This window comes from Pseudomonas sp. T8 (assembly GCF_024610635.1).
Classification (GTDB): domain Bacteria; phylum Pseudomonadota; class Gammaproteobacteria; order Pseudomonadales; family Pseudomonadaceae; genus Aquipseudomonas; species Aquipseudomonas chlororaphis_I.
The window spans coordinates 4,660,395-4,672,681 of the sequence record NZ_CP102374.1; the positions used below are offsets into that span (position 1 = coordinate 4,660,395).

Below are 12,287 nucleotides of genomic sequence, written 5' to 3' on the forward strand. Positions count from 1 at the left end.
CCTCCCTTTTTCATTGCCAGCGAGCGCTTAGAACAGCACGCGGCTGCGGATGGTGCCGTTGACGTGTTGCAGCTTCTCTTGCGCCAGCTCCGAGTATTCGGCGTCGACGTCGATCACCACATAGCCAACCTTCTCGTTGGTCTGCAGGAACTGACCGGAGATGTTGATGCCGTTTTCGGCGAAGACCTTGTTGATCTCGCTCATCACACCCGGGATGTTCTCGTGGATGTGCAGCAGGCGGTGCTTGCCAGGGTGAGCCGGCAGGGCCACTTCCGGGAAGTTCACGGACGATACCGAAGTACCGTTGTCGCTGTACTTGACCAGCTTCTCCGCCACTTCCAGGCCGATGTTGGCCTGGGCTTCGGCGGTCGAACCACCGATGTGCGGGGTCAGGATCACGTTGTCCAGGCCACGCAGCGGGCTTTCGAACTCTTCGTCGTTGGAGCGTGGCTCCACCGGGAACACGTCGATGGCGGCGCCGATCAGGTGCTTGTCCTTGATCGCCGCGGCCAGGTGGTCCAGCTCGACCACGGTGCCGCGCGCGGCGTTGATCAGGATGCCGCCTTTCTTGATGGCGCGGATTTCCTTCTCGCCGATCATCCACTGGGTGGCAGCGGTTTCCGGAACGTGCAGGGTGACGATGTCGGACATGCCCAGCAGCTCGTGCAGGTTGCCGACCTGGGTGGCGTTACCCAGTGGCAGCTTGGTCACGGTGTCGTAGAAGAACACCTGCATCCCCAGGCCTTCGGCCAGGACCGACAGTTGGGTGCCGATCGAGCCGTAGCCGACGATGCCCAGCTTCTTGCCACGGATCTCGAAGGAGTTGGCCGCGCTCTTGATCCAGCCGCCACGGTGGCAGGAGGCGTTCTTCTCTGGGATACCGCGCAGCAGCAGGATCGCTTCGGCCAGCACCAGTTCGGCTACGGAACGGGTGTTGGAGTACGGTGCGTTGAACACCGCGATGCCGCGCTCGCGAGCCGCGTCGAGGTCGACCTGGTTGGTGCCGATGCAGAAGCAGCCAACAGCAACGAGCTTCTTCGCGTGATCGAAGATTTCTTCAGTCAGTTGGGTGCGGGAGCGAATGCCGATGAAGTGCGCATCGGCGATCTTTTCCTTCAGTTGGGCTTCCGGCAGAGAACCGGTGAGGTACTCGATACTGGTGTAGCCCGCGGCCTTGAGGACGTCGACAGCCGATTGGTGGACGCCTTCGAGAAGAAGGAACTTGATCTTGCTCTTATCGAGAGAAGTCTTGCTCATCTGCGTAAACCTGTGTCCCGGAGAAAAATGGCAGGAAATGGTCAACAGATGCTGACCCGGACGGCAGGAAAGCCGTCGCCGCAGAACGCCCTTCGGCACTATTCTGCGGGGGGTCGTATGCTAGCATACGGACCCCGCGAAACACTCGTTCCTGCGACGTGAAGCGTTCTCAGGATGACCATGAATTGTTCGAGAGTTCTGTCGATGACCAATCCTGCGCTGATTGATGAGCTGAAGACCCTGGTCGAGGCTGGCAAGGTCCTGACCGACGCCGACTCCCTGAACGCTTACGGCAAGGATTGGACCAAGCACTTCGCGCCGGCGCCGAGCGCCATCGTCTTTCCCAAGACCATCGAGCAGGTCCAGGCCATCGTGCGCTGGGCCAACCGGCACAAGGTCGCGCTGGTGCCGTCCGGCGGCCGTACCGGCTTGTCGGCCGCGGCGGTGGCAGCTAATGGCGAAGTGGTGGTGTCTTTCGACTACATGAACCAGATCCTCGACCTGAACCTGACCGACCGCACCGCGGTCTGCCAGCCGGGCGTGGTGACCGCGCAGTTGCAGAACCGCGCCGAAGAAAACGGCCTGTATTACCCGGTGGACTTCGCTTCCGCCGGTTCCAGCCAGATTGGCGGCAATATCGCCACCAATGCCGGCGGGATCAAGGTGATTCGCTACGGCATGACCCGCAACTGGGTGGCCGGGATGAAGGTGGTCACCGGCAAGGGCGACCTGCTGGAACTGAACAAGGACCTGGTCAAGAACGCCACCGGCTACGACCTGCGCCAGCTGTTCATCGGTGCCGAGGGCACCCTGGGTTTCGTGGTCGAGGCCACCATGCGCCTGGAGCGCGCGCCGAACAACCTCACGGCGATGGTGCTCGGGACTCCGGATTTCGACTCGATCATGCCGGTGCTGCATGCCTTCCAGGGCAAGCTCGACCTGACCGCCTTCGAATTCTTCTCCGACAAGGCCCTGGCCAAGATCCTCGGCCGCGGTGATGTGCCGGCGCCATTCGAGACCGATTGCCCGTTCTATGTGCTGCTGGAGTTCGAAGCCAGCAACGAGGACGTGGCCAACGACGCCCTGGCCACCTTCGAGCACTGCGTGGAGCAGGGCTGGGTGCTGGACGGCGTGATGAGCCAGAGCGAGCAGCAACTGCAGAACCTGTGGAAATTGCGCGAGTACATCTCCGAAACCATCTCGCACTGGACACCGTACAAGAACGACATTTCGGTCACCGTGTCGAAGGTGCCGGCTTTCCTGAAGGATATTGACGCGATCGTCGCGGAAAACTATCCGGACTTCGAAGTAGTCTGGTATGGCCACATCGGTGACGGCAACCTGCACCTGAACATCCTCAAGCCGGATGACCTGAGCAAGGACGAGTTCTTCGCCAAGTGCGCCACCGTCAACAAGTGGGTGTTCGAAACCGTCGAGAAGTACAACGGCTCGATTTCCGCCGAGCACGGCGTGGGCATGACCAAGCGCGATTACCTGACCTACAGCCGTTCGCCGGTGGAAATCGATTACATGAAGGCGGTCAAGGCGGTGTTCGACCCGAACGGCATCATGAACCCGGGCAAGATTTTCGCTGTTTGACCCCAGGGTCACTCAAGCAGCGGTACCTGATGAACCAAACGAGCAGGAGTCGGTAATGAGCTATCAGCACCAGTATGTCGACGGTACCCGTATTCATTTCCCGGTCGGCAAGATCGTGTGCATCGGGCGCAACTATGCCGAGCACGCCAAGGAACTGGACAATCCGGTGCCGACCGAGCCGCTGCTGTTTATCAAGCCGGGCAGTTGCGTGGTGCCGCTGGAAGGCGGCTTTGCCATCCCCACCGAACGTGGCTCCGTGCATTACGAGGCGGAAATCGCGGTACTGATCGGCAAGCCGCTGTCGACCAAGCCCAGCCGTGAGGAAGTGCTGGATGCCATCTCCGGTTTCGCCCCGGCCCTGGACTTGACCCTGCGCGACAAGCAGGCCGAGCTCAAGGCCAAGGGGCTGCCCTGGGAAATCTCCAAGTGCTTCGACGGCGCCTGCGTGCTGGCGCCATTCGTGGTCGGCAGCACCTTCCCGGACCTGACCGACATCAATATTCGCCTGACCATCAACGGCGAAGTCCGCCAGGACGGCAACAGCAGCATCATGCTCAACCCGATCGTACCGATGATCCAGTACATGGCCGGCTGCTTCTCCCTGCAGGCGGGCGACGTGATCCTGACTGGCACGCCGGTGGGTGTGGGGCCGTTGAACGTAGGCGATGAGCTGGTGCTGGAGCTGCCGGGCGTCAGCCGCTTCGAAAGTCGCGTCAGCTGATCCAGCCGGTTTTCGACGCGAGGCTCGCCTGCAATGGGCGGGCCTCTTCAGCGAAAGTACCGGCATCTGGGGCGTTTCAGACCCTTTACCGTTTTTTTCACATCCGTTCTGGATAATTTTCCGATTACAGACGTCTGAGTCTGCCCCGATGTGCTATTACCCATAGCTGGTTTTCTGGAACGCGCTCCCCATGTCCATGCCTCACACCCCCGAGCTTCAAACGGTTCGTCGTCGCGGTTTGTTCCACATGCGCTGGTATTCCTGGCTGTTGCTGGCGGGCATCGTGAGCTATGGCGTCGCGATCGCCATGCACTGGGACGACCGTGGCCTGCTCTGGGTGCTGGAGCGTTTCGAAACCCCGGCCGAGCGCCAGGAAAGTGTCTGGCTGCCGGATTACCGCGCGGTGATCGACGCCAAGGTGCTGCCGGGCATGGAGAAGGACGAGGCCTCCGACCTGGCCTACAACCCGCAGACCAAGACCCTGTTTTCGGTGATGGGCAAGAATCCGTTCCTGGTCGAGCTGAACCTGCAGGGCGATGTGCTGCGCAAGATGCCGCTGGTGGGCTGGAGCAACCCGGAAGGGGTGACGGTCATGGAGAACGGCCTGCTGGGGATCGTCGACGAGCGCGATCACCTGCTGACCATCGTCAAGGTGGATGCCAATACCCGCGAGCTGAACATTTCCGACTTCCCGAAATACGACCTGGGGCCCTCTCAGGACCAGAACAAGGCGTTCGAAGCCGTGGCCTGGGACCCGCGCAAGCAGCAGTTGCTGCTGGGCGAGGAGCGTCCGCCGGCGCTGTTCACCTGGAACAGCGACGGCAGCCAGACCCTCAAGGGCGACAAGCAGAAGCTGGAAAGCGATGAGCTGGACCTGCGCAACCTGTCCGCCCTGAGCATCGACCCACGCACCGGTCATACCCTGGTGCTGTCCGCCGACTCGCACATGCTGCTGGAGCTGGACGAAACCGGCGAGCAGGTCAGCTTCATGACCTTGCTGGGCGGTTTCAACGGCCTGAAAGACACCATTCCGCGGGCCGAGGGCGTGGCCATGGATGAGCAGGGCAACCTGTACATGGTCAGCGAACCCAACCTGTTCTATCGCTTTGAGAAGCGCTGATTCAGCAGTTTCTGGCGGCAAAAGGCCATAATCTGGCATACGCCCGCTGCGATTAAGTTTAAATTCATCCGGCTGTGATATTTCATCCGCCTGATTTGTATTTGAGCTTGCCAGCATGCGTCGACTCGCCTATCCCAAACCGCTGTTCCTCCTCCTGTGTTTTATCGTGCTGGTGCTGCTGGGCATTGCCGGGCAGCACCACCGGTACTTCGAGCGCCTGTGGTTCAACTGGCGGGTCATGTCGCAGCCGGTCAACACTGATGCCATTGGCCTGGATGGCTATCGGGTGAGTCTCGAAGCACAAAAGATCGAAGGTCTGGATGATGTCTCGGCGCTGACCTACGACCCGGTGCGCAAAAGCCTGTTCACCGTGACCAACAAGAATGCCGAGCTGATCGAACTGTCGCTCGACGGGCGCATCCTGCGGCGCATCGCCTTGACCGGTTTTGGCGATCCGGAAGCGGTCGAGTTTATCAGCGCCGACACCTACGTGATTACCGACGAGCGCCAGCAGCGGCTGATCAAGATTCATCTGGAGGAGGACACGGTGTTCCTCGACGCGGCGGACGCCGAGCAGATGACCCTGGGTGTGCACATGAGCGGCAACAAGGGTTTCGAGGGCCTGGCCTACGATTCGGTGGGCAAGCGCCTGTTCGTCGCCAAGGAACGCGACCCGATGCTGATCTACGAGGTCAAGGGCTTCCCGCATTACGACCCGGAGAAGTCCTACGCGGTGCATGTGGTCAACAACCCCAAGCGCGATGCCGGGTTGTTCGTGCGTGACCTGTCCAGCCTGCAATACGACGAGCGCACCGGGCATCTGCTGGCGCTGTCGGATGAGTCGTGGCTGGTGCTGGAACTGGATGTGGATGGCCGGCCCCTGAGCACCATGTCGCTGCGCAAGGGGCGGCAAGGTTTGCAGGCCACGGTGCCGCAGGCCGAAGGCATTGCCATGGACGACGACGGCACCCTGTACCTGGTCAGCGAGCCGAACCTGTTCTACGTCTTCAAAAAGCCGGCCCAGTAACCCCTTAAAACTGCCACTGCACGCCGAGGGAGTAGCCGGTCTGGCTGCCTTCGGCGTGACCGATCCGGCCATTGACCTCGGCGTACAGCCCTAGCTGTGGCGTGATCGCCAGCTGGCTGCCGAGCTGGGCGCGGCCGAAGCTCTTGTCCACACCGCCCAGGCGAGCCACGCGCACTTGACCATCGGCGCGGCTGGTCAGGTCCAGGTCGTCCAGGCGGCCATCTCCCAGCTCCTTGACCCAGGCCAGGTCGCCATAAGGCAGCAGGCTCATGCCGTAGGGCAGGGTGACGGCGCCGCGAACGCGCCAGCCGAGGCTGGCTTCCAGCGAATCGAATGACTGCTCCTCATAACCCAGTGCCGTGCGCAGGTCCTGCTTCTCGTGGAAGCGGTCGATGCGGTAGTGGGTGTAATCGAGGCCAGCGAAGGGGCCGCTCTTGATCGCCCCGAAATCCAGGTCGTAACCACCGAGCACACGGGCGCCCAGGGTCAGGGCGTCGGTATCGCCTGTCAGCTTCTGGTTCAGCAGCACCGGGCCGCCGTTGGCCTGGATCACCAGGTTGCGCTTGGATTCGAAGCGGGTGCGGCCGACGCTCAGGTCGCCGGCCAGCCATTGCGGGCCGCCGTCATTGAGCAAGGCGTAGACCGCCGCCTGCCAGGTGTCGCTGTCAAGCTTGCCGCGATGCTCGAGCTTGTCGCGACCGTTCTGGTAGCTGAGGCTGGCGCCAACGTTCAGGCTCGAATTGAGCTGGTAGTCGCCCAGGGCATGTACCCCCAGCCGGCGCGCCTCGGGATTCGGCGCGCTGTCGAAACCGCTGTCGGGGCTGTATTCACCGTCGATGCCGATCTCGCCATCGAAACTGCCGACTTCGCGACCCATCGCCTGCAAGGTCAGCCAGCGCCGGTCATGCAGCCGGACCATGGCCTGATGCTGGCGTTGCAGATGATCCTGCTGGTTGCGCGCCACGGCGCCGCCGGAAGCGGTGGAGGCCAGCAGGTCGGCGTTGGTCAGCTCCAGGACCAGGCGGCTGAGCAGGCGCGAGTAATCGCGCAGGCGTTGGTCGATGCGTTCCTGGCCGAAGGCGTTGGTCAGCACCGCCTTATTGTCCTCAGTGGGGTCGTGCCAGGTGGAGCCGCCGGGGATGGCCGGGTTGGTGGTCTGGGTGTAGCCATCCAGGTCACCGATTTCCCAGTTGGTGGCCTCGATATAGAGAATCGGGATGTTCAGCCCTTCGAAGGCCTCGCCGTCGCTGCAGCAGCCGGTGCCCGCGGGGTATACCGGGTCGAGGCCGGGGTTGGTGAACAGATTGATCTGCAGTTCCCTGGCGATCCGCAGGGTGTGTTCGCGCAACGAGGCCAGGGCCGGGTTGGCGGTGCTGTTCTGGCCGGCATGGGCGTACATCATGTCGCCGGTGATCAGGCTGTCGAGGTTGATCATGGCCAGCATGTTGGCGCGCTGGCTGGCGCTGAGGGAGTCGACGAACGCCCTGGAGCCGCGCAGGCCTTCCTCCTCGGCACCGAAGCCGACCACCTGCAAGCCGTTTTCCAGCTGCAGCCCGCCGAGGTTACGGGCGATCTCGGTCAGGACGCTGGCGCCGGAGCCGTTGTCGTCCAGGCCTTGCAGGGTCGGGCGACCGAAATAGGTATCGAAGTGCGCGCCGACCACCACGTACTGCGGCTTGGTCCCGGCGGCGTAGGCCACCACGTTTTGCGAGCTGCGGCTGCTGCCACCGGCGGTCCAGGAAAAGTCCTGGCGGCTGATGTCGTAGGCGCTGCCCATCTGGCTCTGCATCCAGTCGGCGGCCCCGGCGAAGTTGGCGGTGCCACGGTAGCGGCCCGGGTAGTCGTTGATCAGTTTGTCGAGAGTGGTGGCTGCGTGTTCGCCATATTCATAGGCGAGGGCCTGGGTGGACAGCAGGACGCTGGCAAGACTGACAGCAAGCGTGAGGGGTTTGAGCACGGTGATCTTCCTTGAGGGTGAAAAACGGGGGGCCGTTGCACAATGCGCGCCTCTTTCCCTGGGCGATCCTGGATTGGCGCATTGCTTAAACCGAACGTCGCCTGGCGGTAATTTGTAACGGATTTGATACGGGAAGTCGTGGGCCGTGCTGAGACCTGGTGCGCGAATCTGGATATTTCTGCGGCTAAATGCGGCGAAAAGTAGCGGTGCGGGCGGAGTTGGTGCGGGGAGAGGCGGGGGAAGGTATGAATCGAAGCCTTCGCCCCCGCCATTGCGGCAGGGGCGAAATCGGCGGCATCAGGCGGTGAGGGTCTTCACGCCTTCGCTGGTGCCCAGCAGCAGTACGTCGGCCGGGCGGGCGGCGAACAGGCCGTTGGTGACCACGCCGACAATCGCATTGATCTGTGCTTCCAACTCCACCGGATTGGTGATCTGCATGTTGTGCACGTCGAGGATGATGTTGCCGTTGTCGGTGATCACGCCTTCCCGGTAGACCGGGTCGCCGCCCAGCTTCACCAGCTCGCGGGCCACGTGGCTGCGGGCCATCGGAATCACTTCCACCGGCAGCGGGAAGGCGCCCAGCACCGGCACCAGCTTGCTGGCGTCGGCGATGCAGATGAAGGTCTTGGCCACGGCCGCGACGATCTTTTCGCGGGTCAGGGCCGCGCCGCCGCCCTTGATCAGGTTCAGGTGCTCGTCGCTTTCGTCGGCGCCGTCGATGTAGAACTCCAGGTCGCTGACGGTGTTCAGTTCGTACACCGGGATGCCGTGGCCCTTGAGGCGCGCCGCGGTGGCTTCGGAGCTGGCGACCGCGCCATCGAAGGCGGCCTTGTGCTGGGCCAGGGCGTCGATGAAGCAGTTGGCGGTGGAGCCGGTGCCGACCCCGACGATGCTCTTGTCATCGAGTTTCGGGAGGATGAGGTCGACGGCAGCCTGGGCCACGGCCTGTTTGAGTTGATCCTGGGTCATGCGGGCTCCGGAAGCGGGCAAGGGGGAACGGAAAGGCCGGCATTATAGGCCGGTGTCCTGAGCAGGTCATTGCCCGTTTGGCGAACCGCTTTTGGTAGCCGCTGCCGAAGGCTGCGATCGACCGTCAGGTCGTGACGGACGAGAGTGCGCTGGAGGTCCTACGGACCTATCGCAGCCTTCGGCAGCGGCTACAGAGGGTTAAACCTCTGGATTCGTGTGGTCGCCCGGGCAAACGCTGGGTTAGACTCGCTGGCCCTGCCCAACCCGCTCAGTGATGCTTTCCGATGCTCGAACAGTACGTCAAAAAGATCCTCACCTCGCGCGTTTACGACGTTGCCGTAGAAACCCCGTTGCAGACTGCCCGCCAGCTCTCCGAGCGGCTGGGCAATCAGATCTGGCTCAAGCGCGAAGACTTGCAGCCAGTGTTCTCGTTCAAGATTCGTGGCGCCTACAACAAGCTGACCCAGCTCAGCGACGCGGAGCGCGCCCGTGGCGTGGTCACCGCCTCGGCCGGCAACCATGCCCAGGGCCTGGCCCTGGCGGCCAAGGTGCTGGGGGTGAAGGCGACCATCGTGATGCCCAAGACCACCCCGGAGATCAAGGTCGAAGGCGTGCGCTCGCGCGGCGGCAAAGTGGTGCTGCACGGCGATTCCTTTCCCGAAGCCCTGGCCTACTCGCTGAAGCTGGTGGACGAAAAAGGCTACGTCTATATCCACCCGTACGACGATCCGCACACCATCGCCGGGCAGGGCACCGTGGCGATGGAAATCCTGCGCCAGCATCCGGGGCGCCTGGACGCGATCTTCGTGCCGGTCGGCGGTGGCGGCCTGATCGCCGGGATCGCGGCCTACGTCAAATACCTGCGGCCGGAAATCAAGATCATCGGCGTCGAGCCGGACGACTCCAACTGCCTGCAAGCGGCGATGGCCGCCGGCGAGCGCGTGGTGCTGCCGACCGTGGGCATCTTCGCCGACGGCGTCGCGGTGGCGCAGATCGGCCAGCACACCTTCGACATCTGCAAGGACTACGTGGATGAAGTGATCACCGTCAGCACCGACGAGATCTGCGCGGCGATCAAGGACATCTACGACGACACCCGCTCCATCACCGAGCCGGCTGGCGCCCTGGGCGTGGCCGGGATCAAGAAATACGTCGAGCAGCGTGGCGTCAGCGGGCAGACCCTGGTGGCCATCGACTCCGGTGCCAACGTCAACTTCGACCGCCTGCGCCATGTCGCCGAGCGTGCCGAACTGGGCGAGGGCCGCGAAGCCATCATCGCCGTGACCATTCCCGAGCAGCCGGGCAGCTTCAAGGCGTTCTGCGAAGCCATCGGCAAGCGCCAGATCACCGAATTCAACTACCGCTACAACACCGGCAGCGAAGCGCACATCTTCGTTGGCGTGCAGACCCACCCGGAAAACGATCCGCGCAGCGCGCTGATCGCCAGCCTGTCCGAACAGGGCTTCCCGGTGACCGACCTGACCGACAACGAACTGGCCAAGCTGCATATCCGTCATATGGTCGGCGGGCATGCCGCGCGGGTCAGCGATGAAGTGGTGTTCCGCTTCGAGTTCCCGGAACGCCCGGGCGCGCTGTTCAACTTCCTCAACAAGCTCGGCGGGCGCTGGAACATCTCGATGTTCCACTACCGCAACCATGGCGCGGCCGATGGCCGGGTGGTCGCCGGCCTGCAAGTGCCGGCGAGCGAACGCCATCTGGTGCCGGCGGCGCTGGAGCAGATCGGGTACCCGTATTGGGACGAGAGTGATAACCCGGCGTATCAGCTGTTCCTCGGCTGAACGGCTACGCTGGTGGGCTAGGCCTCAAGGAGTCGATTACATGGAAACGCTGACCGTCCTCAAAACCGTCCATATCCTGGCCACCGTGTTGCTGCTGGGCAGCGCGCTAGGGCTGGCGATCTGGGTCTGGCGCGCTCGTAGCAAGGGTGACGCAAGCATCTACAGCCGGCTGTTGCGCCGGCCGCTGGTGTTCGTCTGGCTGTTGCTGGTGATCTGCCTGGCCAGCCTGCCGTTCAGCGGCTGGTGGCTGGTGCACCTGCTGGGCTGGTCGCTGGGGCAGACCTGGATCCTGGCCTCCAGCCTGATCTATACCCTGGGTGCCCTGAGCTGTTTCTGGCTGCTGGCGCGGCTCAATCGGGTCCGGATCGCTTCGGGTGTAGGGAGTCCGAAGTTCACCCTGGCGCTGGCGGTGTTCAGCTTCGTGTGTTTCTTCGCCATTGCCGGGTTGATGGGCGCCAAGCCTGTCTGATCGGCTTTTAGCATTGTTATCGCGAGCAAGCTCGCTCCTACAGAGATTGGCGTAGGAGCGAGCTTGCTCGCGATGGCGTCCTCAGGTGCGCAGGCTGATCACCGGCCAGCCACGCTGCTGGGCCAGGGCCCGCAGGTTCGGGTCCGGATCCACGGCGATCGGGTTCGCCACCAGATCCAGCAGCGGCAAGTCATTCATCGAATCGCTATAGAAGTAGCTGTCTTCCAGGCTGTGGCCGGTTTCCTCGAGCCAGCGCGTCAGGCGGGTGACCTTGCCTTCGCGAAAGCACGGGACGTCGATGCTGCGCCCGGTGTAGCGGCCGTCTTGCATCTCGCACTCGGTGGCGATCAGGGTTTCCACGCCCAGGCGTTCGGCGATCGGCGCGGTGACGAAGCGGTTGGTGGCGGTGATGATCACCAGCTTGTCGCCGGCGGCCTTGTGCTTGGCCAGCAATTGCGCAGCCTTGGGCAGCATCAGCGGCTCGATGCAGTCGCGCATGTAGTCGCGGTGCCATTGGTCGAGCACGTCCATCTCGGTGCGGCCGAGAACCTCCAGGCAGAAGTTCAGGTATGCAGCCTGGTCGAGCTTGCCGGCCAGGTAGTCCTGGTAGAACTCGTCGTTGCGGGCCTTGTAGGCGACGGCGTCGAGGAAGCCTCGTTCGCACAGGTAATCGCCCCAGGCGTGGTCACTGTCGCCGCCCAGAAGGGTGTTGTCCAAGTCGAATAAAGCCAGGCGCATCACGGTTACTCGCTGATAAGTCTGAAAAAAGGCGTCCAGAATACGGTCTTTTCACAAGAGTGCACATAAGCTAGGAAGCCTCGTTGCTGCTTTCACAACCTTTGTGGAACAATGCGGCGACATGCGTTTGCGAGGTTGTTGCCGTGATCGACCCCGATGGTTTCCGCCCCAATGTCGGGATCATTCTGACGAATGATGCCGGCCAGGTGCTATGGGCTCGCCGTATCAATCAAGATGCCTGGCAGTTTCCGCAAGGGGGAATCAACCCCGAAGAGACGCCGGAAGACGCTCTGTACCGCGAGTTGAACGAAGAAGTAGGCCTGGAACGCGAAGATGTGCAAATTCTCGCCTGCACCCGGGGCTGGTTGCGCTATCGTTTGCCGCAACGCCTGGTCCGTACCCACAGCCAACCGTTGTGCATCGGCCAGAAACAGAAATGGTTTCTCCTGCGCCTGATCTCCAACGAGCAGCGGGTGCGGATGGATTTGACCGGTAAACCGGAGTTCGATGGCTGGCGCTGGGTCAGTTATTGGTATCCGTTGGGCCAGGTGGTGACATTCAAGCGCGAGGTTTATCGCCGCGCTCTCAAAGAGCTTGCCCCGCGCCTTCTAGCGCGCGACTGACGACGGAG

Annotated in this window: 11 protein-coding genes; 7 read left to right on the top strand and 4 right to left on the bottom strand. The window is 62.7% G+C overall.

The window, feature by feature from the left end; translation table 11 throughout:
• Nucleotides 1-27: 27 nt before the first annotated feature.
• On the bottom strand, nt 28-1,257 hold the full coding sequence (gene serA / locus NRG23_RS20975; protein WP_007932850.1) for a phosphoglycerate dehydrogenase: 1,230 nt from the start codon (nt 1,255-1,257) through the stop codon (nt 28-30).
• A 204-nt stretch (nt 1,258-1,461) separates the two neighbouring features.
• Here serA and NRG23_RS20980 point away from each other — a divergent pair, with 204 nt between their 5' ends.
• From NRG23_RS20980 to NRG23_RS20995, 4 genes are all read left to right on the top strand, one after another.
• Nucleotides 1,462-2,856 carry an FAD-binding oxidoreductase gene (locus NRG23_RS20980; protein ID WP_053270148.1) on the top strand — a complete coding sequence of 465 codons (1,395 nt, stop codon included), beginning with the start codon at nt 1,462-1,464 and terminating at the stop codon, nt 2,854-2,856.
• A 55-nt stretch (nt 2,857-2,911) separates the two neighbouring features.
• Nucleotides 2,912-3,577: a fumarylacetoacetate hydrolase family protein gene (locus NRG23_RS20985; RefSeq protein WP_028683527.1), complete on the top strand. Its 666-nt coding sequence runs from the start codon at nt 2,912-2,914 to the stop codon at nt 3,575-3,577.
• A gap of 190 nt (nt 3,578-3,767) precedes the next feature.
• Nucleotides 3,768-4,697, top strand: coding sequence for an SdiA-regulated domain-containing protein (locus tag NRG23_RS20990; RefSeq protein ID WP_038636014.1), 930 nt, complete (start codon nt 3,768-3,770; stop codon nt 4,695-4,697).
• A gap of 115 nt (nt 4,698-4,812) precedes the next feature.
• A complete protein-coding gene (locus NRG23_RS20995; protein ID WP_053270147.1) occupies nt 4,813-5,724 on the top strand; it encodes an SdiA-regulated domain-containing protein in 912 nt (303 codons plus the stop codon).
• Nucleotides 5,725-5,728: 4 nt separating this feature from the next.
• Here NRG23_RS20995 and NRG23_RS21000 read toward each other — a convergent pair whose 3' ends face one another.
• Nucleotides 5,729-7,681, bottom strand: coding sequence for an autotransporter domain-containing protein (locus NRG23_RS21000; RefSeq protein ID WP_257371914.1), 1,953 nt, complete (start codon nt 7,679-7,681; stop codon nt 5,729-5,731).
• 297 nt (nt 7,682-7,978) lie between these two features.
• Entirely contained in the window at nt 7,979-8,650 is a 672-nt protein-coding gene (gene rpiA, locus NRG23_RS21005; RefSeq protein WP_009051359.1) for a ribose-5-phosphate isomerase RpiA, read from the bottom strand.
• 284 nt (nt 8,651-8,934) lie between these two features.
• Here rpiA and ilvA point away from each other — a divergent pair, with 284 nt between their 5' ends.
• Both ilvA and NRG23_RS21015 read left to right on the top strand, forming a co-directional pair.
• Nucleotides 8,935-10,449 (top strand): threonine ammonia-lyase, biosynthetic, encoded by a 1,515-nt coding sequence (gene ilvA / locus NRG23_RS21010; protein WP_009051358.1) that lies wholly within the window; start codon nt 8,935-8,937, stop codon nt 10,447-10,449.
• A gap of 40 nt (nt 10,450-10,489) precedes the next feature.
• Complete coding sequence (locus NRG23_RS21015) at nt 10,490-10,918, top strand: DUF2269 family protein (RefSeq protein WP_009051357.1); 429 nt, start codon at nt 10,490-10,492, stop codon at nt 10,916-10,918.
• 81 nt (nt 10,919-10,999) lie between these two features.
• On the opposite strand, the gene NRG23_RS21020 is transcribed toward NRG23_RS21015, so the two are convergent.
• On the bottom strand, nt 11,000-11,656 hold the full coding sequence (locus NRG23_RS21020) for an HAD family phosphatase (protein ID WP_009051356.1): 657 nt from the start codon (nt 11,654-11,656) through the stop codon (nt 11,000-11,002).
• A gap of 143 nt (nt 11,657-11,799) precedes the next feature.
• Here NRG23_RS21020 and NRG23_RS21025 point away from each other — a divergent pair, with 143 nt between their 5' ends.
• Nucleotides 11,800-12,279 carry an RNA pyrophosphohydrolase gene (locus tag NRG23_RS21025; RefSeq protein ID WP_007927344.1) on the top strand — a complete coding sequence of 160 codons (480 nt, stop codon included), beginning with the start codon at nt 11,800-11,802 and terminating at the stop codon, nt 12,277-12,279.
• Nucleotides 12,280-12,287 lie beyond the last annotated feature (8 nt).